The following is a 24,497-nucleotide window of genomic DNA, read 5'->3' on the forward strand; positions in this document are numbered from 1 at the left end:
TGGTAACCACCTGAAAAAATGCTCTAGCGCACAGCGCCGGCCAGCGGCAGTGACAGCACGGCACGCGCGCCGCCTTCGACCCGATTGTCCAATCGCGCCTCACCGCCATGCAGGCGCGCCACCTCACGCACGAACGGCAGGCCCAGCCCGGAGCTGCGCGGCGTGCCATCCGGCCGCGGCAGCGAATAGAACCGTTCGAACACGCGTTCACCGGCGTAATCCGGCAGACCCGGACCATCGTCCTCGACGCTCAGACGCAGCACGCCGGCTTCCACCTGTGCGGTCAGTACGACCACGCCGCCGGCCGGCGAGAACGCGATCGCGTTGTCGAGCAGATTGCCCACCGCCTGACGCAGCAGGAACACATCACCCTCCATGCCCGGCAAGGCACCCTCGACAACCAGCCTCAGCCTCACCTCGCGGCCTGCTGCCTGCATCGCGCACGCTTCGACCGCCTGCTCAAGCAGTACGCCCACGTCCACCGGCGCGCGCTTCTGCAACCAGCCATGCTGTTCGACTTCAGCCAGCGCCAGCAGCTTGTCGATGGTCTCGGTAAGGCGCCGTTCCTGCGACTGGATACTGCCGACGAAGCGCTGGCGATCCGGCTCCGGCAACGGTTCCTGCAACAACTCGGCCGCGCCACGGATCGCCGCGAGCGGGCTCTTCATCTCGTGGGTGAGCGATTGCACGTACTGCTCCACGTACGCCTTGCCTTCCAGCTTGCGGCGCATCTGCTCCAGCGCCTGGCCGAGATCGCCGATCTCGTCGCGCCGGCGTGGCGGCGGTGGCACCGGCTCGCCGGCGCTGACCGCACGCGCGTAACGGTTCAGCCGGCCGATGCCGCGCGACAACCACCAGGTCGCCAGCACCCCGATCAGCGCGGCGATGCCGACCAGCCACGCACCGCGTCGCAGGATATTGCGCTGGCTGGCGACGATGAACGGCTCGATGCTGCGGTTCGGCTGGGCCACCGTCAGCACGCCGATCATGCGGCTGCCGTCGGCAGGATCGTAGATCGGCGCGGCGACGTGCATCACGCTGGCATTGTCCGGCGCGCCCACGTCTTCCGGGCTGGAACGCGCGCCGTACTCGCCGCGCAGGGTGCGGTAGACATCGTTCCAGCGCGAATTGTCGCGCCCAAGATCACGACCGCTGGAGTCGAACACGACGATGCCATGCGCGTCGGTCACGGTGACCTGGTAATCGATGCTGCGCTTGGGAAAACGCCACACCAGCGCATGCGGGTCGCGCTGCTGCGCACGGGCGATCTGATGCGCGAACGCGCCATCGCCGATGTGGCCGGCGGCCAGGTCCGGCGCGGCGATTTCCGCCAGCAGATTGGCCGAGTCCACCAGCGTCGATTCGATCGCCTGGCGCACGCCCGGCTTGACCTCGTTGACGAACACCCGCATCACGAAGAACGCGGCCACGCCGACGATCAGGAAGAAACCCAGGAACAGCTTCAGGCCCAGGCGCACGTCAGCCCTCGATCGCGTAGCCGAGGCCGCGATGCGTGCGGATCGGATCCGCCATCGCCCCGGCCGCGCGCAGCTTGGCGCGCAGGGTCTTGATGTGAGTATCGACGGTGCGGTCGGCACTGTCGGCATCGCTGTCCCAGGCACGATCCATCAGCTGGGCACGGCTGAGGATCGCGCCCGGGCGTGCCAGCAACGCGGCCAGCAGGGTGTATTCGTAGCGGGTCAGCGGCAACGGCCGCTCGCGGTAGTGGATCCGGCAACCCTCGCGGTCGATCGCGAATTCGCCGTGCCGTTGCCAGGCCGCCTCGGTCGACGAGGTGTGCCGGCGCAATCGCGCCCGCACGCGCGCCATCAGCTCGCGCGGCGAGAACGGCTTGGTCACGTAGTCGTCCGCGCCCAGCTCCAGGCCCAGTACACGGTCGATCTCATCGTTGCGGGCGCTCAGGAACACCACCGGCACCGCACTGAAACCGCGCAGCTCCCGGCACACGTCGAAGCCGCTGATGTCCGGCAGGCCGACGTCCAGCAACACCAGATCGATCGCCACCTCCTCGCGCAGCCGCGCCAGCGCCTGCCGGCCGAGCAGCACGTGCTCCACCGCATACCCTTCGCTACGCAAGGCATACAGCACGGGATCGGCGATGGCGGGCTCGTCCTCGACCACGAGGACACGGGCGGCGGGAGCGGACATGGCGCGCAGCATAGCGGCACTCGGGGGTACCGACGGCTGCGGGCCAAGCAGCTCCACAGCGACCCGATCGCACCAAGCCTCTACACTGGCGGCATGAACTATCGCCACGCCTTCCACGCCGGCAACCATGCCGACGTGCTCAAGCACCTCGTCCTGCTCGCCTTGATCGACTCGTTCAAGCGCAAGGACAGCCCGTTCTTCATCCTCGACACCCACGCCGGCCGCGGCCGCTACCTGCTCGCCGGCGAGGAAAGCCGCAAGACCTCCGAAGCCGAGGACGGGGTGATGCGGCTGATGGCGCAACCGCAGCTGCCCGAGGTGGTGGAGCGCTACCTGCGTGCGGTCCAGGCCGACAACCCGGTCGGCTCGCTGATCGCCTACCCCGGCTCACCCTTGCTGGCTGCCCAGGCCACGCGCGAACAGGACCGGCTGGCGTTCTGCGAGCTGCAGCCCGAGGAAGCCGCCGCGCTCAAGACCCTGTTCGCCCACGACGCGCGCGTGCGCGTGCATGCCGGCGATGGCTACGCGGCGATCCGCGCATTCCTGCCGCCCAAGGCCGGCGCGAGCAAGATCGGCCGTGGCCTGGTACTGATCGACCCGCCCTACGAGGCGCAGGACGCCGAGTACCCGCGCATCATCGAAACCCTGCGCGAAACCTTTGCGCGCTGGCCGCAGGCCAGTTGCGCGGTGTGGTATCCGATCAAGCAGCGTCGCAGCCTGCAGCCGTTCTTCCGCAAGGCCGCCGCGCTGCCGGTGAAGTCGGTGCTGCTGGCCGAGCTGCAGGTGCGCCCGGACGACTCCCCGCTGCGCTTGAACGGCAGCGGCATGCTGCTGGTCAACCCGCCCTGGCATTTCGATCAGGTGCTCGCGACGGCGCTGCCGGTGCTGAAAACCCATCTGGGCGAGGCCGGCGCATCGACCCGGCTGGAGTGGCTCAAGCAGGAAGGCTGAGTTTCACGCTCGATTCACGAACGGATCACGCCCGAGGTGGGTACAGTCGCGCCGCGGCCCCTGTTCAGGTGGTGGGTGCCGCGCATCGGAAGCGTTCATTTTGCCGTCGTGGGTAATGCCAGAATCTCCCCGTCCCTGAGGAACAACGGTCATGGCCATCCGCAATCGCATGCCCCCCTGGCATGAAAACTTCACCCTGCCCAATGGCCATACCCTCCTGCTCCGTCCGATCCGCCCGGAAGACGGGCCGCCGCTGCAAGGCGCGTTCAGCCTGCTCGAACCGAGCGAGATTCGCGACCGGCTGGCACGGCCGGGCGGCGAGCTCACCCACGACCAGTTGCAGAAGCTGACCCACCCCAACCCGAAGACCGAGATCGTGCTGGTGGCGGCCGAGACGCTGCCGCCGGGCGAGGCGGTGATCGTCGCAGTCGCGCGCGCCACCGTGCTGCCCGGCTCGCGCCAGGCCGAGTACACGATCCTGGTCAGCCGCTTCGTCGCCGGCCAGGGCCTGGGCCGTCAGTTGATGCGCAAGCTGGTGAAGTGGGCGCGCCGCAAGTACCTGGACCAGATCTGGGGCGACGCGCTGCGCAGCAACCTGCCGATGCTGCAACTGGCCGAATCGCTCGGTTTCAAGCCGCATCCGCATCCGGATTCGCCGGAGCTGGTGCGGATGGTGCTTGAACTGGAGAGCTAGCCAAGTCGCCATGGCGACTTGACCATCCCCCGCCCCGCAGCCAGCACTCCGCAGGCAATTGCTCAAGCTCAGCAGCAGATAGCCGAACGCGTCCGCACAACCTCTATCGAGCGGTTGTCTCGCTGTTTGCAATCTCGGCGGGCGGCTCGCCCATCGCCTGGAACAACGCCGCCGTATCCACCAGTCGCGTGGCCCGAGCCTGGATTTCCGACTGCCGCGCTTGTTGCCAGCGTTGCTCACTCGCGATCGTCGCGGGATACGACGCCGAGCCCATTCGGTGGCGCGCCTGGGTTTCGTCGAACGACTGTCGCGAGGCCTCGGCCGCCGCGTTCGCGGCCTGTAGCGCGCCGGCATCCTGCTCCAGCGCCACCAGCGTATCGGCCACATTGCGGAACGCATTGAGCACCGTCTGCCGATACTGCGCCGCACTCGCCTCGTATTGGGCGATCGCCGCCTTGCGCTCGGCGCGCAACGCACCGCCATGGAAGATTGGCTGGGTCAGCCCCAGCCCGGCGCTCCAGATCTTCGAGCCACTGGCAAACAGCACGGAATCCTTGAAGGCAGCCGAGCCCAGCGAGGCCGACAACGAGAGACGCGGAAACAGATTGGCGGTGGCGACGCCGACCTGTGCCGAGGCTGCACGCAAGTCGGCTTCGGCCGCCAACACGTCCGGGCGTTGCCGCAACAGCTCCGAGGGCACGCTGACCGGCACCGTCGCCGGCAGCTTGAAATCGGCCAGCGGCAGTACCTCGGGCGCCTGGTCCGGTGTCCGTCCCAGGTAGACCGCCAACGCATGCCGCGCCTGGATCGCCTGTGCACGCAATGGCGGCAACGTAGCGGCCAAGGCGGCTGCATTCTGCCGCGCCGCCAGCACGTCGTCATGCGAGGACGCACCGAGCGCATAGGCCTTCGACACCAGTTCCGCCTGGGTGCTCGCCAACGTCACCGCGCGGCTGGTCGCGTCGACCTGCTCTGCTGCGGCCGACGCCTGAATCGCCGTGATCACGATGTTCGCCGCCAATGCCCGACGAGCGCCGGCGAGCTGATAGGCCTGCGCATCCACTTGTGCCGCTGCCTGCTTCACCCCGTAACGCGAGGCACCGAACAGATCGAAGTCATAGCTGAGATCGAGTTCGCCGGCATAGACGTTGTACAGGCTGGTCGGCGGATTGATGTTGGGAAGGCCCAGCGCGCGCTGCCGGCTGGTCTGCGCCTGCGCGTCCACGGTAGGCAGCAACGTGCTACCTACCTGGGCACGGTACTGCTGACGCACCGCCTCCAGCGTGTGGCGTGCCGCATCCAGCGAAGGACTGTTGCGCAACCCCTCCTCGACCCAGCCGTCGAGTGTCGCCGAGCCGAACACATGCCACCACTCCACCACCACCGGCGCATTGCGTTCGAAACCCTGCTCGCCGTCGGCGGCGATCGTGGAGCTGGCCTCGGAGTTGGCGACAGCATCGGCGGTGTAACGCTCGGGTTGAGGCGGCGCCGCTGGCCGCGACGGCGGTGCGAACGCGCAACCGGAGAGCAGAATCGCACTGACCCATACACCCTGCCGCAGACGATGTTTGACGATGACGCTCATGGCGCAACCTCCCGTGCGGGCTCGTCCGCACGCACACGGAACCAGACGGCGTACAGCACCGGCAGGTAGAACAGGGTCAACACGGTAGCGACGGTGATACCACCCATCAGCGCGGTCGCCATCGGCCCGAAGAAGTTGCTGCGCAATAGCGGAATCAGCGCCAGCACGGCCGCCGCCGCGGTGAGCGTGATCGGACGGAAACGCCGCACCGTGGCGCCGATGATCGCCTCCCAACGTGGATGACCCGCCGCAATATCCTGCTCGATCTGGTCCACCAGGATCACCGAGTTGCGCATGATGATGCCAAACATCGCGATCGTGCCCAGCATCGCCACGAAGCCGAATGGTTGCCCGAACAGCAGCAGCGATCCGATCACGCCGATCAGCCCCAACGGCGCGGTCAACACCACCATCAGCGTGCGACTGAAGCTCTGCAGCTGGATCATCAGCAAGGTCAGCACGGCGATGGCCATCAACGGCATCTGCGCGTTGATCGAACCCTGCGCCTTCTGGTTCTCCTCCACCGAACCGCCCACCTCGATGCGATAGCCCACCGGCAGCTGGCTACGCAGATCTGCAAGCCTGGCATCGATGGTGTGGGTCACGTCCAGCCCCTGGGCTCCGCCGCGCACATCAGCCTGCACGGTGATCGACGGCTGCCGATTGCGCTCCCAGATCACGCCGTATTCCAGCCCATAGTGCAGTGTGCCCAACTGCGCCAACGGAATCGGGGCGCCGCCGGGCGTGGGGATCGCCAGCTCGGCGATCCGGTCCGGATGCACGCGTTCGTTCTTCGGCGCGCGCAGGTCCACCGCGATCAGCTTGTCGCGCTCGCGGTACTGGGTAACCGTGGTTCCGGACAGCGACATCGCCAGGAAGTCGGCCACATCCTGCGAAGTGATGCCGAGCTGGCGCGCCCGCGCCTGATCGATCTCGAAACGCACCGAGCGTGCGCCCGGCTCGTCCCAATCGAATTGCACGTTACGGGTCTGCGAATCTGCGCGGACGATCTCGGCGAGCTTGTCGGCGATGCCACGCACCGTGCGGATATCGTTGCCGGTGATGCGGAACTGCACAGGAAAGCCCACCGGCGGCCCATTTTCCAGCCGGCTGATGCGCGTGCGCACGGCGGTGAAGTCGTGCTCCAGCACGCTGTCCAGATCATGCGCCAGCTTCTCGCGTGCCTCCACGCTCTTGGCGGTGATCACGAATTGGGCGAAGTTCGGCTGTGCCAGTTTCTGGTCCAACGGCAGGTAGAAGCGCGGTGCGCCGGCGCCAACGAAGCTGACGTAATTGTCGATCTCCGGCCGGTCCTTGATCGCCGCCTCCAGGCGCTTCACCTGAGTCAGCGTGGCATCGAACGAGGCACCTTCCGGCAGGCGCAGGTCCACCATCAGTTCCGGTCGATCGGAGCTGGGAAAGAACTGTTTCGGCACCAGCCCGAAACCAGCCAGTGCCACCACGAACAACACCCCGGTCGCGCCCAGCACCACAGAACGATGCCGCAGACAGACATCCAGCCAGCCTCGGAAACGGCGGTAGAACGCGGTGTCATAGATCTCGATGTCGCCTTCGCGGTGCACGATGGCAGCGGCACGCGTGCGGCGACGTGCGTTCCAGCCTTGCGGCATGAGGCGCGCCCACCATTCCTCGCCGGGCCGGGCACGTGCGTGATGTTCCGGCAGCATCTGATAACCCAGCAGCGGAATCACGATCACCGCGGCCAGCCACGACAACAGCAGGGCGATCGCCGATACCTCGAAGATCGAGCGGGTGTATTCACCCGTACCCGACTTGGCCAGCGCGATCGGCAGGAAGCCGGATACCGTCACCAACGTACCGGTGAGCATCGGAAACGCGGTGCTGGTGTAGGCGAACGCAGCCGCACGCACCCGGCTCCAGCCCTGCTCCAGTTTCACCGACATCATTTCCACCGCGATGATCGCGTCATCCACCAGCAGGCCCAGCGCGAGCACCAAGGTGCCGAGCGACACCTTGTGCAGGCCTATGCCGAACAGATTCATGCACAAGGCGGTGCTCGCCAACACGAGTGGAATCGAAATCACCACCACCATGCCAGTGCGGAAGCCGAGGCTGACCAGGCTCACCAGCAGTACGATCGCGACGGCTTCGGCCACCGACTCCAGGAAGTCGTCTACCGAGTGCGACACCGTCTTGGGCATGCTGGTTATGTTGTTAAGCATGAGCCCCGCCGGCAGGCGCTTGCGCAACGACGCGGTCGCCTCGTCCAGCGCATTGCCGAGCTGGATCACGTCGCCGCCGGGCTGCATGGTCACGCCAATCCCCAGCACCGGGCGCCCCATGAAGCGCACCTGTTCCACCTGTGGGTCGTCGTAACCACGCTTGATGGTGGCGATGTCGCCCAGCCGGAAACTGCGGCTGCCGATACGCAGCAGCGTGTCGGCCAGCGCATTGGCATCGTTGAACTGCCCGCTCGGGCGTACGAACACACGGTCGTCCGTCGTGGTGATCACGCCGGCCTGGGCCACCGCATTCTGCTGGTTGATCGCCTGGGCGATCTGCTGCGGGCTGATCCCGAGCCGGGACAGTCGCGCATTGGGTATCTCGACGTAGATGCGCTGTTTCTGGTCGCCAAAGTAGTCGACCTTGCCTACGCCAGGCACACGCAACAGCTCCACGCGCAGTTGTTCGGCGTAGTCGTGCAGTTGTGCCGGCGAGAACCCATCGCCCTCCAGCGCATAGATATTGGTGTAGACGTCGCCGAATTCGTCATTGAAGAACGGCCCCTGCACACCTGCCGGCAGTTGCGCGGCGATGTCGCCCACCTTTTTGCGCACCTGGTACCAGGTGTCCGGAACCGCCGAAGCGGGCGCCGAATCCTTCACATTGAAGAAGATCAGCGATTCGCCCGGCCGCGAATAGCTGCGCAGGAAGTCGATCGACGACACTTCCTGCAGCTTGCGCGCAATGCGGTCGGTCACCTGCTCCTGTACCTGCTTCGCATCCGCCCCCGGCCAATAGGTCTGGATCACCATCACTTTGAACGTGAACGGCGGATCCTCCGATTGCGATAGCCGGCTGTAGGAGAGCATGCCGAACACCGTCACCATCACCATCAGGAACATCACCAGCGAGCGGTGCCGTAGCGTCCACGCCGACAGGTTGAAGCGGCCCTCATCGCTCACGGCGCGTCCTCCGGGTGCGGCGGCGCGATAGCCACCACCTTCTCGCCCGCGCTTACCGTATGCACGCCCTGCATCACCACCTGTTCGCCGGGGACAAGCCCTTCACCGACCAGCACATCGCGCTCGCCGTAGCGCAGTACCGTCACCGGCCGCAGTTCGAGCGTGGCGTCGCGCTTCATCACCCACACCGCCGGCTTCTCACCCTGATGAAACAGCGCCGTGGCTGGCAACCGCACGCCCTGCACGGCCGCTCCGGTAGACAACGTCACTTCGACGGTCAAGCCCAACGGGAGGTCTTGAGCAGCGGCGTCGAGCGTCAGCTTCACCCGGTAGGTGCGCGCCTGCGGATCGGCCGCCGGCGATACCTCACGCACCTTCGCGGCCAGCGTCACACCCGGCAGCGCTGACGCGGCCAGCGTCGCCGTCTGCCCCGGCTTCACTTGCGCGACTTGCTGCTCGGGTACGTCGATGTAGACATCCCGTTCGCCCGACCAGGCGAAGCCGAACACCGCCTGCCCGGCGGCCAGTACCTGTCCCACCTCGGCCTGCTCGCGGGTGATATGGCCATCGCGATCGGCGACGAGATTGGTGTAGCGGGTCTGGTTCTGCGCCAGCGCCAACTGCTGGCGTGCCTGGTCGCGCCCGGCCAGCGCGGAAGCATAGGCATCACGGGTCTGATCCAGCTGCTGCCGGCTGATCAGGTCGGCCTTGGCCTGCGCCTCATCGCGGTCGCGCTGCTGGGTGGCAAACGCCAGGCGGTGCTCGGCGGCCTGCTGGGCAGCCAGGGCCGAGACTTCGTTGCGGGTGGCGTCGGCATCATCGAGCCGCGCCAGTACCTGCCCCTTCTTCACTGCGTCGCCCAGATGCGCCAGCCGCGCCACCAACTGCCCCTGCACGCGGAACGCCAACGGCATCTCGTAGCGTGCCTGCACCTCGCCCGGGAATCGCAGTTGGTTGCCACCGTCGGCCGCCTGCGCCGGCATCGCGATCACCGGTCGCGCCGGCTCAGCTTGCGGCGCCTCGCGGCCACAGCCGGAAAGCAGCATCGTCGATGCCAGCAAGGTCGCCATTGGCAGGGCCGCTCGGCGCGCAGGCCCGGCCCACACCGGCCCGACCAGGGAAGGAAAAAGGGATGCACTCACTAGCCACTCCTGCAACGGCGGGTTCGCCCTTGGATTCGGTCCTGAATTCTAATTCATATTTGAATTCAAATACAATACTGTATCCAAATACACGAAAACCCGCCCGTGCTAGCATGCCGCCATGCCACGCAAGCGAATGACCCGCGAAGAAAGCCGCGACCTCACCCGCGACCGCCTGCTTGAGGCGGGATCGGTCGTCATCGCCCAAAAGGGCCTGGCCGGCAGCAGCGTGGAAGACATCGCCATCCAGGCCGGCTACACGCGAGGCGCGTTCTACTCCAACTTCGCCAGCAAGGACGACCTGTTCATCGAGCTGCTCAAGCGCGATCACGCCGACATACAGGGCGGCCTGCAGCAGATCCATGACGCGGACCTGCCGCGCGAAGACCTGGAGCCCCGGCTTACGGCGTTCTATGTGCAGGCCTATTGCGGCGACACCAGCTTCGCGTTGTGGGCGGAGGCCCGCGCATGCGCCCTGCGCGACCCCAAGTTCCGCACCAAGCTCAACGCCCTGCTGCTGGAAAAGCGCGACACCATCGGTTTTTTCATCACCGAGTTCTGCAAGACGCTCGGCCGCAAGCTGCCGGTACCCGCCGAGGATCTCGCGTTCGGCGTCATGGCCCTGATCGACGGCTCACGCTTCTTCAGCGAATGCATGTCAAAAGAGTTCGACGACAAGCAGGCACGCGCGATGCTGGCCGCGATATTCGCCGCCATTTTCTTCAGTACGCCAAGTGAGCCGTAACTAGCTCACGGATCGCGCGCCCTCTCCGCCGCTCTTGACGATCGAGCCGCGGCATGCGGAACGGCCGAACCGGTATGCAGACATCGGATAGGCAGCCGCTTGGACAAGCGCGTTAAAATCGCGGTTCATGTCGCATACCTCCCTCCCCGCTCCGCCGCTGCCCCGTGCCGGGCAGCTCCGCGCCTGGTGGCGCGCTCCCGCATCGCTCAGTGCGCTCGCCTGGTACGTCGCCCGTGCCGCCGAAGCACATGACGGCCCCTTGCTGGTGGTCGCGCGCGACAACCAGGGCGCGCACCAGCTCGAATCGGACCTGCAGACGCTGCTCGGCGGCGACGCCGCGCTGCCGGTGGTGCCGTTCCCGGACTGGGAAACCCTGCCCTACGACCAGTTCAGTCCGCACCCGGACATCATCAGCCAGCGTCTGAGCGCGCTGCACCGGCTGCCCTCGCTCAAGCGCGGCATCGTGATCGTGCCGGTGCAGACGCTGATGCAGCAGTTGGCGCCGCTGAACTACATCGTCGGCGGCAGCTTCGACCTCAAGGTCGGCCAGCGGCTGGACCTGGAGACCGAGAAGCGCCGCCTGGAAAGCGCCGGCTACCGCAACGTGCCGCAGGTGATGGACCCGGGCGACTTCGCGGTACGCGGTGGCCTGCTCGACGTGTTCCCGATGGGTGCCAGCGCGCCGCTGCGGGTGGAACTGCTGGACGAGGACATCGATTCGATCCGCGAATTCGACCCCGAATCGCAGCGCTCGCTGGACCGGGTCGAGGCGGTGAAGATGCTGCCGGGCCGCGAAGTGCCGATGGACGATGCCAGCGTCGAGCGCGTGCTGTCCAAGCTGCGCGAGCGCTTCGACGTCGATACCCGCCGCAGCGCGCTGTATCAGGATCTGAAGGCCGGGTTGGCGCCCTCAGGCATCGAATACTACTTGCCGCTGTTCTTCGAAAGCGCCGGCAAGGATGCACGCGGCTCGACCAAGGACACTCGCTCCAACACCGCCACGCTGTTCGACTACCTCGGCAAGAACCTGCTGACGCTGATCGCACCGGGCATGTCCAACGCTGCCGACGCGTTCTGGGCGCAGACCCAGGGCCGCTACGAACAGCGCCGGCATGACGTCGAGCGTCCACTGCTGCCGCCGACCGAGCTTTACCTGTCGCCTGACGCACTGCGCGAGCGCCTGAACGAGCTGCCGCGCATCGAAGTGTGGCCGTCCGATCACGCCAACATCGACAAGGCCAGCGCGCTCGGCGACCAGCCGTTGCCGCCGCTGCCGGTGGCGGCCAAGGACGCACCGGCCGGGCAGGCATTGAAGTCGTTCCTCGACCACTACCCCGGCCGCGTGCTGATCGCCGCCGATTCGCCCGGTCGTCGCGAGGCCTTGCTGGAGGTGCTCGCAGCAGCCGAATTGCGGCCGGCAGTGCTGAGTGACTTCTCCGACTTCCTCGGCCGTCGTCCCCGCGAAGCCGGGGATCCCGCGACTTCCGGCACCGGTGCCGGAAAGAAAAAAGCCTCGAGCGCTCGGCTTCACGGGGACGAAGCAAGATTCGCCATCGCCGTCGCGCCGCTGGAAGACGGCTTCGCGCTCGACGACCCGAATATCGCGGTGCTCACCGAGCGCCAGCTTTTCCCGGAGCGGGCAAGCCAGCCGCGCCGCAGCCGCCGCGCCGGTCGCGAGCCGGAAGCGATCATCCGCGATCTCGGCGAGCTGACCGAAGGCGCGCCGATCGTGCACGAGGACCACGGCGTCGGCCGCTATCGCGGACTGATCGCGATGGACGTCGGCGGCATGCCCGGCGAGTTCCTCGAAATCGAATACGCCAAGGGCGACCGCCTGTACGTGCCGGTCGCGCAGTTGCACCTGATCAGCCGCTACTCCGGTGCCTCGGCAGAGACCGCGCCACTGCATTCGCTCGGTGGCGAGCAGTGGAGCAAGGCCAAGCGCCGTGCCGCCGAGAAGGTACGTGACGTCGCCGCCGAGCTGCTGGAAATCCAGGCACGCCGCCGCGCGCGCGCCGGACTTGCGCTGCAGGTGGATCGTGCGATGTACGAGCCGTTCGCGGCCGGCTTCCCGTTCGAAGAGACCACCGACCAGCTCGCCGCGATCGAGGCCACGCTGCGCGATCTCGCCAGCAGCCAGCCGATGGATCGCGTGGTCTGCGGCGACGTCGGTTTCGGCAAGACCGAGGTCGCGGTGCGTGCGGCGTTCGCGGCCGCCAGCAGTGGCAAGCAGGTCGCGGTGCTGGTGCCGACCACCCTGCTGGCCGAGCAGCACTACCGCAACTTCCGCGACCGCTTCGCCGACTGGCCGCTGCGCGTGGAAGTGCTGTCGCGCTTCAAGAGCACCAAGGAGATCAAGGCCGAGCTGGAGAAGGTCACCGAGGGCACCATCGACGTGATCATCGGTACCCACCGGCTGCTGCAGCCGGACGTGAAGTTCAAGGACCTCGGCCTGGTCGTGGTCGACGAGGAACAGCGCTTCGGCGTGCGCCAGAAGGAAGCGCTGAAGGCGCTGCGTGCCAACGTGCACCTGCTGACGCTGACCGCCACGCCGATTCCACGCACGCTCAACATGGCCATGGCCGGGCTGCGCGACCTGTCGATCATCGCCACGCCGCCGCCGAACCGGCTGGCGGTCAAGACCTTCATCACCGGCTGGGACAACGCGCTGCTGCGCGAGGCGTTCCAGCGCGAACTGGCGCGCGGCGGTCAGCTGTACTTCCTGCACAACGATGTGGAAAGCATCGGCCGCATGCAACGCGATCTGTCCGAACTTGTACCGGAGGCGCGCATCGGCATTGCGCATGGGCAGATGCCCGAGCGCGAGCTGGAACAGGTGATGCTGGATTTCCAGAAGCAGCGCTTCAACGTGCTGCTGTCGACCACGATCATCGAATCGGGCATCGACATCCCCAACGCCAACACCATCATCATCAACCGCGCCGACCGCTTCGGCCTGGCCCAGCTGCACCAGCTGCGCGGCCGCGTCGGTCGTTCGCATCACCGCGCCTACGCCTATCTGGTGGTGCCCGACAAACGCTCGATGACCTCGGACGCGGAGAAGCGGCTGGAGGCGATCGCCTCGATGGACGAACTGGGCGCCGGCTTCACCCTGGCCACCCACGATCTGGAAATCCGCGGCGCCGGCGAGCTGCTCGGCGAGGATCAGAGCGGACAGATGGCCGAGGTCGGCTTCAGCCTGTACACCGAGTTGCTGGAACGCGCGGTGCGCAGCATCAAGCAAGGCAAGCTGCCGGACCTGGATACCAGCGATGAAGCGCGCGGCGCCGAGGTCGAGCTGCACGTGCCGGCGCTGATCCCGGATGACTACCTGCCCGACGTGCACACCCGCCTGACCCTGTACAAGCGCATCTCCAGCGCGCGCGACAGCGACACGCTGCGCGAGTTGCAGGTGGAGATGATCGACCGCTTCGGCCTGCTGCCGGACCCGACCAAGCACCTGTTCGCGATCGCCGAACTCAAGCTGCAGGCCAACACGCTCGGCATCCGCAAGCTGGAACTGGGCGAGAGCGGCGGCCGCATCGTGTTCGACAGCAAGCCCAACATCGATCCGATGACGGTGATCCAGCTGATCCAGAAACAGCCGAAGCTGTACACCATGGACGGGCCGGACAAGCTGCGCATCAAGCATCCGCTGCCGGAAGCCGCCGACCGCTTCAATGCCGCCAAGGCACTGCTGACGACGTTGCGGCCGGGTTGACGCCCCCTCGAAGCCGCGAGGGTGGCGTCGCCACTACGGCGGAAGCGGGTGCTCGTCCCGGGTGGCCAGGACCACACGGTTGCGGCCCTGCTCCTTGGCGCTGTAGAGCGCCCGGTCGGCATGCTTGAGCACCACCTCCATATCGGTGGCGGTCTCGGGAAAATGCGCCACGCCGGCCGAGATGGTGATCGTCGCCTCCACGCCCAGCGCTGCATCCGCCACCTGCCGCCGCAGCCGCTCGGCGATCTGCATGGCCAGTTCCAGAGAGGTGTCCGGCAGCAGGATGGTGAACTCCTCGCCGCCGCTGCGGCAGGGCACATCGTCCGGCCGCAGGGCATCGCTCAACAGCCGCCCCAGTGATGCCAGCACACGGTCACCGCTGTCGTGGCCCCATGTGTCGTTGATCACCTTGAAGTGATCGATGTCCAGCAGGATCACCGAGAAGCTGCGATCGAGTTGGCGCCAGTTCTCCAGGAACGCCTGCGATCCGCGACGATTGAGCAGGCCGGTCAGCGGATCGGTCAGCGATTCCACATTGAGACGGCGGATCGTGTTGCTCATCGCCGCCAACCCGACCAGGATCGCGCGCTTGAGCTGGGCAACCTCGAAGTACCAGGCGCGCACGCCCTGGATCGACTGCTCCGCGCCGGGCTCCTCCATGATCTGCGCGCGCCGGGCCAGCTTCCACAGCGGCAGCGCGATCAGCCGCGACAGCCACCAGATCAGCACCAGCGTCACCAGCAGCATCGGCAGCGTATACAGCACCAGCCGCCGCGACAGCGCATCCAGCCCCGCCAGCGTGATATCGAGCGGGCGCTGCGCCACCACGCCCCAGTTGACCGTCTTGAGCGGTGAAAACCCGGCCAGCACCTCCACATGCAGGCTGTTCGCGGCCCGCATGCTGCCCGCCCCGCCCGCCAGCACGCGATCGATGATCGGATTGGCCCCGACCGGCTTGCCGATGCGGCTCGTGTCCTGGTGATAGATCAAGCGGCGTTCGGCATCCACCACGTACAGGTACGAGCCGTCCTTGTAGTAGTGCTCGCCCAGCAGCTTGTGCAGGGCGTTGTCCTCCAGCAGGTAGATGGAGCCGGCGACATACCCCAGGTAGCGTCCATCCGCAGCGAATACCGGGCTGGACACGACCACCACCAGGCGCCCGCTCGCGGCCACGTAGGGTGGGCTGATCTGCACCTCGTGATGCTTCCTGGCCAGACGCGAGCCGAGGTTGTCCAGCAACGTACCGGGCGCCAGGACCTTCGGCATCATGGTCACCACATGGCCGTCGGCATCGACGATCAAGATGGAATTGAAGCCCTGGTACTCGTCCCGTATCTGTATCAGCTCCCGTTCCAGGGCAGCAGGCGCGTTCCACTGCTCGGCCACCGAGCGGGCATGCGCCTGCACCATGCGTTCGGCCCCGGTGAGATAGAGGTCGGTGGTGTCGGCGAGTTTGCGCGCATAGACCCGGTTGGCTTCCAGCGTGCTTTCTATCAGCAGTTCCTTCTGCACGCGGTAGCTCGCCGAAAGCACGCTGGCCAAGGTCAGAACGACCGATATCCCCGACAGGATCAGGACCAACTGACGAAGATTGATGTGCGGAAGACCGCGCCTGCTGCCTGGCATTGAAGAACGACCGGGGTGTGCTGGCGCCCACCTTACCCAGCACGCAGGCCATCTCGCCACATCTGCATCAACATTCACGCCCTGACCTGCGGTCAGCCCATCGCCGACCAGTGGATGGGCTCGTCACATCCAAACGAAAACACCCGGCCGAAGCCGGGTGTCCAGGATTCATCGCCGAAAGCGATGCCTCACTTCGCCTTGCCCTGATTGGCCACAGCTTCAGCGGCGCGTCTGGCCGCTTCCGGATCGCCCAGGTAGCGGTAGGACAGCACGTTCAACTGGTCATCCAGCTCGAACAGCAGCGGGATGCCGGTCGGGATGTTGAGCTCCAGGATCTCTTCCTTGCTCACGTCGTTGAGGTACTTGTACAGCGCGCGCAGCGAATTGCCGTGCGCGGTCACCAGCACCGTCTTGCCGTCCTTGAGTTGCGGCGCGATCGCGTCGTGCCAGTACGGCAGCACGCGATCGAGCGTGGTCGCCAGCGATTCGGTAGCCGGCAGCGCATTGCGGTCCAGGCCGGCGTAGCGGCGATCGTGCGAGGGATGACCCGGATCCTCCAGCGCCATCGGCGGCGGCGGGATGTCGTAGGAACGGCGCCAGATCTTGACCTGCTCCTCGCCATGCAGGGCCGCGGTCTCGGCCTTGTCCAGGCCCTGCAGGCCGCCGTAGTGGCGCTCGTTGAGACGCCAGCTCTTCTGCACCGGCAGCCAGTCCTGGTCCAGCTCGGCCAGCGCGCCCTGCAGCGTGTGGATCGCGCGCTTGAGCACCGAGGTGTGGGCGACATCGAACTGCAGCCCCTCTTCCTTCATCAGCTGGCCGGCGGCGGCGGCTTCGGCGCGGCCCTGCGCGGTCAGGTCCACGTCCACCCAGCCGGTGAAACGGTTGTCCAGGTTCCATTGGCTCTGGCCATGGCGCAGCAGTACGAGTTTGCGGGTCACTACGGATCTCCGGAATGCGCGGGGTGAGACCGCTGATTGTAGCGGCAGCGCCCCCGCCCCTGGCACGACATCCATCCCTGCCGGGTGCATGCTGGGCACATGACGACCGAGACTTCTTCCGCATTCCCGGACTGGGACGGCAGCATCCTCCGCGCTCGTACGCTGCAGAAGGAGCTGGCGACGCAGGTGCTGCTGGAGGACCGTTTCCCTGCCACACCGACGCTGCTGGCCGGCTTCGACGTCGGTTTCGAGGACGAAGGCGCGACCACGCGCGCGGCCGCGGTGCTGCTCGACGCGCGCACGCTGCAACCACTGGAACTGCAGGTGGCACGGGTACCGACCTCGATGCCGTACGTGCCGGGCCTGCTCAGCTTCCGCGAACTGCCCGCACTGCTGAAGGCACTGGCGCAGTTGTCGCGCCAACCGGAGCTGGTGTTCGTCGATGGACAGGGCATCGCCCATCCACGCCGGCTCGGCATCGCCGCGCATTTCGGCGTGGCAACCGGACTGCCGACACTCGGCGTGGCCAAGAAACCGCTGGCCGGCCATTTCGATACACCCGGCGCGGCGGCCGGCGACCACTCCCCGATCCTGTTGCGCGGCGAGCAGGTCGGCTGGGCGCTGCGCAGCAAGGCGCGCTGCAACCCACTGATCGTCTCGCCCGGACACGGCGTCAGCCTCGATTCGGCGCTGGCCTGGACCCAACGCACCCTGCGCGGCTATCGCCTGCCCGAGCCGACCCGGCTCGCCGACCGCCTGGCCTCACGCCGCGGTGAGATGCCACCGCTGGAACACCCCATTCCCGCCCCGTAAACATCCAACGCGCGGACCTCATGCCATCCTGCCGCCCCGACTCGAACCGGAGCGCGCATGACCACGATCATCGATCCCCGCACCCACGACCTGGGCGACGGCTTCACGGTACGCCGCGCCGTGCCGACCCTGCAGATGCGCAGCGTCGGCCCGTTCGTGTTCGTCGACCACGTCGGGCCGGCAGTGTTCGAACCCGGCCGTGGCATGGACGTGCGTCCGCACCCTCACATCGGTCTGGCGACAGTGACGTTCCTCTGGGACGGCGCGATCCACCACCGCGACACGCTCGGCTCGGACCAGGTGATCCGCCCCGGCGACGTCAACTGGATGACTGCCGGTCGCGGCATCGCCCATTCCGAACGCTCGCCACAAACCGAGCGTTCGAACGGGCAACACCTGCATGGCATGCAGACCTGGGTCGCGCTGCCGAAGGACTACGAGGAAGTCGAACCGGCGTTCTACCACCACGCCGCTGCCGCGCTGCCGCAACAACGCCTCAACGGTGCCTGGCTGCGCGTGATCGCCGGCCGAGCCTATGGCGAGGAATCACCGGTGAAGGTATTCGCCGACACGCTCAACGTCGCCATCGATCTGGAACCGGACGCCGAGATCGACCTCGACGCCGGCCATCGCGAGCGCTCGCTCTACATCCTCGAAGGCGAGGCGCAACTGGATGGCGTGGACATCCCCTCGCGCCATCTGGTGATCCCCGAACCCGGCAGTCGCGCACGCCTGCGCGCCAGGACCCCACTGAAGGCGATGCTGATGGGCGGCGAGCCGCTGGATGCACACCGGCATCTGTGGTGGAACTTCGTGTCCAGCTCCAAGGAACGCATCGAGCAGGCCAAGGACGACTGGCGCAACGGCCGCTTCGGCACCATTCCCGGCGATGACCACGAGTTCATCCCGCTGCCCGAACAACCCGCGCCGAAGCCGCCGAACTATCCCTGAGGCTTGCGCACGACAAACACCCGGACACAATTGTCAAGACCGACACGCTTGGTTATGGTGGCCTGACCTGACCTCCGGTCAGGTACGGGGGTGTGCCAGGGGTGCGTTGCACGGGCAATCGGGGATGGGGGTCCGCGCAGCAATGTTTGTCGCAACACGGTGCATCGCCGGATGGCATCTCATTGTCCGGGGAACCTTGAATGAAATCCGCTTTGTGCCTGGTCGGCCTGTCCTGGCTGCTGTCCGCGTCCGCGTGGGCGCAGCAACAACCCACCTGCCCTGCCCTGCCGCCGACGGCAGGACTGCAATGGACCCAGCAAGCCGGTAGCGACTATCTGGTCTGCAAGGCCAACACCATCGCCGACGGACGGCAGGTGATCGGCCTGATGTTCACCACCCGTGATCCCAATATCGCGCTGTCGCGCGACCGCCGCGCCGAGAAGGGTGTGATCGGCCCTGAGTCGATGTACTGGTACAAGCTCGACCTGGGCGGCAACACGCCGCCGGAGATGGAGTCGCGCCGCATCACCGTGGTCGAGCTCGGCAAACACCGCTATGCGCAGATCTGGATCGACGCCACCAGCGGCAGCGAGCTGGCCTCGACCCAGTCGCTGGTGCAGAGCCTGAATCTGGAGCCGGCCAGCCTGGCGATCCAGCCTTGACACGCTGCTCATTGAACCTGCCCCCGCCCGGGTATTGAATGACGCGTCCCGCCCGACCCGGGCGGGTTTGTCGGAGTTCGACCATGTCATTGGCCAAGCGATTGACGGCGGAGTTCCTGGGTACGTTCTGGCTGGTTCTGGGTGGTTGCGGCAGCGCGGTACTCGCCGCGAAGTTCGGCGGTGATGGCAATCCACTCGGTATCGGGTTCGTGGGTGTGGCACTGGCGTTCGGCCTGAGCGTGCTGACCGGCGCTTACGCGTTCGGACACATCTCGGGTGGGCACTTCAACCCGGCGGTAAGTTTTGGTCTATGGGTCGGCGGACGCTTTCCACTCGCCGATCTGGTGCCGTATGTCCTGGTGCAGGTCGCCGGTGCGATCTTCGCCGGCTTCATCCTGCTGCAGATCGCGCAGGGCAACCCGGGCTTCGCGATCGACGGCAGCCAGGCAGGTGCATTTGCCAGCAATGGCTACGGCGCGCTGTCGCCCGGTGGCTATTCGTTGGCGGCGGCGTTCCTGTGCGAGGTAGTGCTGACCGCAGTGTTCCTGCTGGTCATCATGGGCTCGACCCATGGCAACGCTCCGGTCGGCTTCGCCCCGATCGCGATCGGCCTGGCACTGACCCTGATCCATCTGGTCAGCATCCCCGTGACCAACACCTCGGTGAACCCGGCGCGTTCGACCGGCGTAGCACTGTTCGCCGGCAGTGGCGCGATCGGCCAGCTGTGGCTGTTCTGGCTGGCGCCGTTGCTCGGCGGCGCGATCGGCGGCTTGATCTACAAGGTGCTGGGCAAGCGCTGATGCAATACGCCCGGTCACGCCGAAACCGGATTCGGCGTGACCGGGAAGCCGGTTCACGACATTCATCGCGCTCTCCATGCAGCACATCACCCAGAACCTACCCGACCTGCAGCTCGCTGATCTTGGCGACCGCATCTGCATCCTGGGGCCTTCGAACAGCGGCAAATCGACCCTGGCCAACGCCATCGCGCGGAAGCGCAGCCTGGAAGTCATCCATCTCGATCGCCTGCATCACCGCCCAGGCACCGACTGGGAAGTGCGTCCGGCCGCCGAATTCGCGGCACTGCACGATGCAGCAATCGCGGGCGAGCGCTGGGTCATGGACGGCAATTATTCGAAATACATGCCGCAACGCTTCCAGCGCGCGACCGGCCTGATCCTGCTGGATATCTCCACGCCCGCCAGCCTGTTCCGCTACTTCCGCCGAACGCTGTTCGAGCACGCAAGAGCCGGTGCACTGGAAGGCAACCGCGACAGCATCAAGTGGGAGATGCTTCACCACATCACCATCGTCACCCGCAAGAATCGCCAACGCTACGCGGACATGTTCCGCGCAATCGATTTGCCGAAAGTGCGGTTGCCGTCCAAGCGCGCGATCGAACACGCATATCGGCAGTGGGGCCTGGACCGACCTATTCCGCCAGATCGGTAGCGATGCTTACCTCGCCGGTCAGCAACCGGTGGATCGGGCACTTCCCGGCGATCTCAAGCAGCTTCTGGCGCTGCGCGTCGTCGAGTTCGCCCTGCAAACGGATACTGCGTTCGATCCCGGTACCGCTGCCATCACGCTTGCTGTAATGCAGCTGCACCTGGACACCCTGCAACGGCCACTGCTTGCGCGCGGCGAACATCCGCAACGTGATCGCGGTGCAGGCACCGAGCGCACCGAGCACCAGCGATTCCGGATCGGGCCCGCTATCACCGCCGCCATTATCGGGCACCGTGTCGGCCGCCCATTCATGACGACCATCGCCGATGACCACGTGATATGCCGCCGCATCGCTGCGCGCGGTAACGAAAGGGGTGTCGCTCATTGCCTGCTCCGTCGTGGAGCGGCCGGCACTCGCCGGCCGCAGATTCAAAAACGACCTTCCTGAAAATCCACGAAGGCCTGCATCAGTTCCTGCCGGGTGTTCATCACGAACGGCCCGTGCCGCATCACCGGCTCGCGCAGCGGACGGCCGGCGACCAGGATCAGCCGTGCACCGTGGCTACCGGCGCGCAGCACCAGCCGTTCGCCACCGCCGAGCACCGCCAGTTGCTGCGTTTCCAGCGGTCGCGCCTGCTCGCCCTCACCCACCGTCGCCCCACCTTCGAAAACGTAGGCGAAGGCGTTGTGACCGGGCGGCAGCAGGTACTCCCACGCCGTGTCCGCGTCCAGTTCGATGTCCAGGTACAGCGGGTCGGTCGCCGGCTGCACGATCGGCCCGAGCACGTCGCCGACCTGACCGGCGATCACCTTGACCGCCACGCCCGCAGCCGGCGTCGCCACCGGGATGCGATCCGGCGCGAACTCCTGGTACTTCGGCGCGGTCATCTTGTCCTTGGCCGGCAGGTTCACCCACAGCTGGAAGCCGCGCATGCGCCCGGATTCCTGCTCGGGCATTTCCGAATGCACCAGGCCGCGCCCGGCGGTCATCCACTGCACGCTGCCCGGCGTCAGCAGGCCCTCGTTGCCGTGGTTGTCCTTGTGGCGCATGCGCCCGTCGAGCATGTAGGTGACCGTCTCGAAGCCGCGATGCGGATGGCTCGGGAAACCGGCGAGGTAGTCCTGCGGCTGATCGGTGCCGAACTCGTCCAGCATCAGGAACGGGTCCAGGTCCGGCAGTTCGGAGGTGCCGATGACCCGCGTCAGCTTGACGCCAGCGCCATCGGAGGTCGGCTGACCACGCAGCGTGCGCAGGATCCGCACGGGGGAGGTACGGGAGATGTCGCTCATGGATCGCGCTCCTGTTGGAAACCGCGGATATGGGCGCCTGGACTCCAGGCGCCAATGACGACCGGCGCAACCTATTGTTCCAGAACCGCCGGAGCGCGATGTGGACGAACCGCCCCCCGCCTACGACCAAAGTGCTAGCAGCCACCTCCTTCACACCATTGACCGGGTCGCGGCGGGGGGTGAACCTTAACGAGTCTTTCCGGAGGGGACGTTGCATGAAAGGTTTCTCGAAGCTCGCCTGGGCCGCGCTCGCGGTCGTGGGCGCGTTCTGTCTTGGGACCGTGGCACTGCGCCGCGGCGAACATATCAACGCGCTGTGGATCGTGGTCGCCGCCGTCTCGATCTATCTCATCGCCTATCGCTTCTACAGCCTGTTCATCGCCGACAAGGTGATGCAGCTGGATCCGACCCGCGCCACGCCCGCCGTGCTCAACAACGACGGCCTGGACTACGTCCCCACCAACAAGCACGTACTGTTCGGCCACCACTTCGCCGCGATCGCAGGCGCCGGCCCGTTGGTCGGCCCGGTGCTGGCCGCGCAGATGGGCTACCTGCCCGGCCTGCTGTGGCTGGTGGTCGGCGTGGTCTTCGCCGGCGCGGTGCAGGACTTCGTGGTGCTGTTCCTGTCCAGCCGTCGCAACGGCCGCTCGCTCGGCGATCTGGTGCGCGAGGAGATGGGCCAGGTGCCCGGCACCATCGCGCTGTTCGGCGCCTTCCTGATCATGATCATCATCCTGGCGGTGCTGGCGATGGTGGTGGTCAAGGCCCTGGCGGAAAGTCCCTGGGGCATGTTCACGGTGATCGCGACGATGCCGATCGCGATCATGATGGGCGTCTACATGCGCTACATCCGCCCCGGCAAGATCGGCGAGATCTCGGTGGTCGGGCTGATCCTGCTGCTGGCGGCGATCTGGTTCGGCGGCAAGGTCGCGGCCGATCCGACCTGGGGTCCGGCCTTCACCTTCACCGGTATCCAGATCACCTGGATGCTGATCGGCTACGGCTTCGTCGCCTCGGTGCTGCCGGTGTGGCTGCTGCTGGCACCGCGCGACTACCTGTCCACCTTCCTCAAGATCGGCACGATCATCGCGCTGGCGATCGGCATCCTGATCGTCATGCCCGACCTGAAAATGCCGGCACTGACCCAGTTCGCCGCCAGCGGCGACGGCCCGGTCTGGAAGGGCGGCATCTTCCCGTTCCTGTTCATCACCATTGCCTGCGGCGCGGTCTCGGGCTTCCACGCGCTGATCGCCTCGGGCACCACCCCCAAGCTGCTCGCCAATGAAGGCCACATGCGCTACATCGGCTACGGCGGCATGCTGATGGAGTCGTTCGTCGCGGTGATGGCGCTGGTGGCGGCCTCGATCATCGAGCCGGGCATCTACTTCGCCATGAACAGCCCGGCCTCGCTGGTCGGCTCGGACGTGGTGTCGGTCGCGGCCAAGGTGTCCGAATGGGGCTTCGCCATCACTCCGGAGATGCTGGAAGCCACCGCCAAGGACATCGGCGAGCACACCATCCTGGCCCGCGCCGGCGGTGCTCCCACCTTGGCCGTGGGTATCGCGCAGATCCTGCATCACGTGTTGCCGGGCGAGGACACGATGGCGTTCTGGTACCACTTCGCGATCCTGTTCGAAGCGCTGTTCATCCTGACCGCCGTGGATGCAGGCACCCGCGCCGGCCGCTTCATGCTGCAGGACCTGCTCGGCAACTTCATCCCGGCGATGCGCCGCACCGAGTCGTGGACCGCGAACATCATTGCCACCGCCGGCTGTGTCGCGTTGTGGGGCTACCTGCTCTACACCGGCGTGGTCGATCCGTTCGGCGGCATCCAGACGCTGTGGCCGCTGTTCGGCATCTCCAACCAGATGCTGGCCGGCATCGCGCTGATGCTGGGCACCGTGGTGCTGTTCAAGATGAAGCGTGACCGCTACGCCTGGGTCACCGCGGTGCCGGCGGTGTGGCTGCTGATCTGCACCAGCTACGCCGGCCTGATCAAGATCTTCGACAGCAACCCGGCGCAGGGCTTCCTGGCGCAGGCGCAGAAGTTCCAGGCTGCCATCGCCAGCGGCACGATCACCGCACCGGCCAAGAGCGTCGGCCAGATGCAGCAGATCGTCACCAATGCCTACGTCAACACCGGGCTGACCGTGCTGTTCCTGTTCGTGGTGCTCTCGACGCTGACCTACGCGATCAAGACGATCGCCGTGGCACGCCGTACACCCAAGCGCACCGACAAGGAGACGCCATACGTCGCGCTCACCCCGGCCCAGATGGCGGACCTGTGATGAGCACCGATCTGGTCCCGATCGGCCAGTACCAGGCGCACCGCCGCTTATGGCGGCGCCTGGTGCAGACCGCACGGCTGTGCTGCGGCATCCCCGACTACGACAACTACGTCCGCCACGTGCTGGAGAAGCACCCGGACAAGCAGCCGATGGATTACAAGACGTTCTTCCGCGAGCGTCAGGAGGCGCGTTACGGCGGCAAGAGCGGATTTCGCTGCTGTTGATTGGGGATTCGTAGGAGCGGGGGGGGGGGGGGGGGGGGGGGGGGGGGGGGGGGGGGGGGGGGGGGGGGGGGGGGGGGGGGGT

The 24,497-nt window shown here is 66.5% G+C and carries 20 protein-coding genes; 11 read left to right on the forward strand and 9 right to left on the reverse strand.

Annotation, left to right across the window (positions count from 1 at the left end; genetic code table 11):
* Positions 1-23: 23 nt before the first annotated feature.
* Entirely contained in the window at positions 24-1,478 is a 1,455-nt protein-coding gene (gene creC / locus AC3WJE_RS08330) for a two-component system sensor histidine kinase CreC (RefSeq protein WP_493730313.1), read from the reverse strand.
* Position 1,479: 1 nt separating this feature from the next.
* Entirely contained in the window at positions 1,480-2,169 is a 690-nt protein-coding gene (creB, locus tag AC3WJE_RS08335) for a two-component system response regulator CreB (protein WP_493730314.1), read from the reverse strand.
* Between the two features lie 93 nt (positions 2,170-2,262).
* Between creB and AC3WJE_RS08340 the strand changes: the two genes are divergently transcribed.
* Both AC3WJE_RS08340 and AC3WJE_RS08345 read left to right on the forward strand, forming a co-directional pair.
* Positions 2,263-3,120, forward strand: a complete 858-nt coding sequence (locus AC3WJE_RS08340; RefSeq protein ID WP_493730315.1) for a 23S rRNA (adenine(2030)-N(6))-methyltransferase RlmJ — start codon at positions 2,263-2,265, stop codon at positions 3,118-3,120.
* A 151-nt stretch (positions 3,121-3,271) separates the two neighbouring features.
* Positions 3,272-3,814, forward strand: coding sequence for a GNAT family N-acetyltransferase (locus tag AC3WJE_RS08345; protein WP_493730316.1), 543 nt, complete (start codon positions 3,272-3,274; stop codon positions 3,812-3,814).
* A gap of 103 nt (positions 3,815-3,917) precedes the next feature.
* Here the strand turns inward: AC3WJE_RS08345 and AC3WJE_RS08350 are convergent, their stop codons facing one another.
* The 3 genes from AC3WJE_RS08350 to AC3WJE_RS08360 are packed head-to-tail and all read right to left on the reverse strand — an operon-like array spanning position 3,918 to position 9,708.
* Positions 3,918-5,399: an efflux transporter outer membrane subunit gene (locus AC3WJE_RS08350; RefSeq protein WP_493730317.1), complete on the reverse strand. Its 1,482-nt coding sequence runs from the start codon at positions 5,397-5,399 to the stop codon at positions 3,918-3,920.
* Entirely contained in the window at positions 5,396-8,566 is a 3,171-nt protein-coding gene (locus AC3WJE_RS08355; RefSeq protein WP_493730318.1) for an efflux RND transporter permease subunit, read from the reverse strand. Before AC3WJE_RS08355 ends, AC3WJE_RS08350 begins: the two co-directional genes overlap by 4 nt.
* The gene (locus tag AC3WJE_RS08360) at positions 8,563-9,708 is read right to left on the reverse strand and encodes an efflux RND transporter periplasmic adaptor subunit (protein WP_493730319.1); all 1,146 of its coding nucleotides are present in this window, start codon (positions 9,706-9,708) and stop codon (positions 8,563-8,565) included. Before AC3WJE_RS08360 ends, AC3WJE_RS08355 begins: the two co-directional genes overlap by 4 nt.
* A gap of 121 nt (positions 9,709-9,829) precedes the next feature.
* Here AC3WJE_RS08360 and AC3WJE_RS08365 point away from each other — a divergent pair, with 121 nt between their 5' ends.
* On the forward strand, positions 9,830-10,453 hold the full coding sequence (locus AC3WJE_RS08365) for a TetR/AcrR family transcriptional regulator (RefSeq protein ID WP_493730320.1): 624 nt from the start codon (positions 9,830-9,832) through the stop codon (positions 10,451-10,453).
* A 127-nt stretch (positions 10,454-10,580) separates the two neighbouring features.
* Complete coding sequence (gene mfd / locus AC3WJE_RS08370; RefSeq protein WP_493730321.1) at positions 10,581-14,174, forward strand: transcription-repair coupling factor; 3,594 nt, start codon at positions 10,581-10,583, stop codon at positions 14,172-14,174.
* Between the two features lie 33 nt (positions 14,175-14,207).
* On the opposite strand, the gene AC3WJE_RS08375 is transcribed toward mfd, so the two are convergent.
* Both AC3WJE_RS08375 and gpmA read right to left on the reverse strand, forming a co-directional pair.
* Positions 14,208-15,707, reverse strand: a complete 1,500-nt coding sequence (locus tag AC3WJE_RS08375; protein WP_493730413.1) for a sensor domain-containing diguanylate cyclase — start codon at positions 15,705-15,707, stop codon at positions 14,208-14,210.
* Positions 15,708-15,988: 281 nt separating this feature from the next.
* Positions 15,989-16,738 carry a 2,3-diphosphoglycerate-dependent phosphoglycerate mutase gene (gpmA, locus tag AC3WJE_RS08380; RefSeq protein ID WP_493730322.1) on the reverse strand — a complete coding sequence of 250 codons (750 nt, stop codon included), beginning with the start codon at positions 16,736-16,738 and terminating at the stop codon, positions 15,989-15,991.
* 99 nt (positions 16,739-16,837) lie between these two features.
* On the opposite strand from gpmA, the gene nfi reads away from it, so the two are divergent.
* From nfi to AC3WJE_RS08405, 5 genes are all read left to right on the forward strand, one after another.
* Entirely contained in the window at positions 16,838-17,551 is a 714-nt protein-coding gene (gene nfi, locus AC3WJE_RS08385) for a deoxyribonuclease V (protein WP_493730323.1), read from the forward strand.
* 57 nt (positions 17,552-17,608) lie between these two features.
* The gene (locus AC3WJE_RS08390) at positions 17,609-18,502 is read left to right on the forward strand and encodes a pirin family protein (protein WP_493730324.1); all 894 of its coding nucleotides are present in this window, start codon (positions 17,609-17,611) and stop codon (positions 18,500-18,502) included.
* A 200-nt stretch (positions 18,503-18,702) separates the two neighbouring features.
* Positions 18,703-19,164, forward strand: a complete 462-nt coding sequence (locus tag AC3WJE_RS08395) for a hypothetical protein (RefSeq protein ID WP_493730325.1) — start codon at positions 18,703-18,705, stop codon at positions 19,162-19,164.
* A gap of 83 nt (positions 19,165-19,247) precedes the next feature.
* Entirely contained in the window at positions 19,248-19,964 is a 717-nt protein-coding gene (gene aqpZ / locus AC3WJE_RS08400) for an aquaporin Z (protein WP_493730326.1), read from the forward strand.
* 76 nt (positions 19,965-20,040) lie between these two features.
* Positions 20,041-20,616 carry a P-loop NTPase family protein gene (locus AC3WJE_RS08405; protein ID WP_493730327.1) on the forward strand — a complete coding sequence of 192 codons (576 nt, stop codon included), beginning with the start codon at positions 20,041-20,043 and terminating at the stop codon, positions 20,614-20,616.
* On the opposite strand, the gene AC3WJE_RS08410 is transcribed toward AC3WJE_RS08405, so the two are convergent.
* Both AC3WJE_RS08410 and AC3WJE_RS08415 read right to left on the reverse strand, forming a co-directional pair.
* Positions 20,597-20,998 (reverse strand): OsmC family protein, encoded by a 402-nt coding sequence (locus AC3WJE_RS08410; protein WP_493730328.1) that lies wholly within the window; start codon positions 20,996-20,998, stop codon positions 20,597-20,599. The two genes, AC3WJE_RS08405 and AC3WJE_RS08410, sit on opposite strands and share 20 nt — an antisense overlap.
* A gap of 44 nt (positions 20,999-21,042) precedes the next feature.
* The gene (locus tag AC3WJE_RS08415; RefSeq protein WP_493730329.1) at positions 21,043-21,903 is read right to left on the reverse strand and encodes a pirin family protein; all 861 of its coding nucleotides are present in this window, start codon (positions 21,901-21,903) and stop codon (positions 21,043-21,045) included.
* A gap of 215 nt (positions 21,904-22,118) precedes the next feature.
* Between AC3WJE_RS08415 and AC3WJE_RS08420 the strand changes: the two genes are divergently transcribed.
* Together AC3WJE_RS08420 and AC3WJE_RS08425 are read left to right on the forward strand one after the other, a co-directional pair.
* Positions 22,119-24,191, forward strand: a complete 2,073-nt coding sequence (locus AC3WJE_RS08420; RefSeq protein ID WP_493730330.1) for a carbon starvation CstA family protein — start codon at positions 22,119-22,121, stop codon at positions 24,189-24,191.
* Positions 24,191-24,415: a YbdD/YjiX family protein gene (locus tag AC3WJE_RS08425; RefSeq protein WP_493730331.1), complete on the forward strand. Its 225-nt coding sequence runs from the start codon at positions 24,191-24,193 to the stop codon at positions 24,413-24,415. Before AC3WJE_RS08420 ends, AC3WJE_RS08425 begins: the two co-directional genes overlap by 1 nt.
* Positions 24,416-24,497: the final 82 nt, after the last annotated feature.

Source organism: Pseudomonas sp. GW821-FHT07E12, assembly GCF_058986605.1.

What these genes read in the sequence shown, in the direction of transcription:
- creB (WP_493730314.1), bottom strand. Translation starts at nt 2,169, where the DNA reads ATGTCCGCTCCCGCCGCCCGTGTCCTCGTGGTCGAGGACGAGCCCGCC.
- AC3WJE_RS08340 (WP_493730315.1), top strand. Translation starts at nt 2,263, where the DNA reads ATGAACTATCGCCACGCCTTCCACGCCGGCAACCATGCCGACGTGCTC.
- AC3WJE_RS08345 (WP_493730316.1), top strand. Translation starts at nt 3,272, where the DNA reads ATGGCCATCCGCAATCGCATGCCCCCCTGGCATGAAAACTTCACCCTG.
- AC3WJE_RS08350 (WP_493730317.1), bottom strand. Translation starts at nt 5,399, where the DNA reads ATGAGCGTCATCGTCAAACATCGTCTGCGGCAGGGTGTATGGGTCAGT.
- AC3WJE_RS08365 (WP_493730320.1), top strand. Translation starts at nt 9,830, where the DNA reads ATGCCACGCAAGCGAATGACCCGCGAAGAAAGCCGCGACCTCACCCGC.
- mfd (WP_493730321.1), top strand. Translation starts at nt 10,581, where the DNA reads ATGTCGCATACCTCCCTCCCCGCTCCGCCGCTGCCCCGTGCCGGGCAG.
- nfi (WP_493730323.1), top strand. Translation starts at nt 16,838, where the DNA reads ATGACGACCGAGACTTCTTCCGCATTCCCGGACTGGGACGGCAGCATC.
- AC3WJE_RS08390 (WP_493730324.1), top strand. Translation starts at nt 17,609, where the DNA reads ATGACCACGATCATCGATCCCCGCACCCACGACCTGGGCGACGGCTTC.
- AC3WJE_RS08395 (WP_493730325.1), top strand. Translation starts at nt 18,703, where the DNA reads ATGAAATCCGCTTTGTGCCTGGTCGGCCTGTCCTGGCTGCTGTCCGCG.
- aqpZ (WP_493730326.1), top strand. Translation starts at nt 19,248, where the DNA reads ATGTCATTGGCCAAGCGATTGACGGCGGAGTTCCTGGGTACGTTCTGG.
- AC3WJE_RS08405 (WP_493730327.1), top strand. Translation starts at nt 20,041, where the DNA reads ATGCAGCACATCACCCAGAACCTACCCGACCTGCAGCTCGCTGATCTT.
- AC3WJE_RS08410 (WP_493730328.1), bottom strand. Translation starts at nt 20,998, where the DNA reads ATGAGCGACACCCCTTTCGTTACCGCGCGCAGCGATGCGGCGGCATAT.
- AC3WJE_RS08415 (WP_493730329.1), bottom strand. Translation starts at nt 21,903, where the DNA reads ATGAGCGACATCTCCCGTACCTCCCCCGTGCGGATCCTGCGCACGCTG.
- AC3WJE_RS08420 (WP_493730330.1), top strand. Translation starts at nt 22,119, where the DNA reads ATGAAAGGTTTCTCGAAGCTCGCCTGGGCCGCGCTCGCGGTCGTGGGC.
- AC3WJE_RS08425 (WP_493730331.1), top strand. Translation starts at nt 24,191, where the DNA reads ATGAGCACCGATCTGGTCCCGATCGGCCAGTACCAGGCGCACCGCCGC.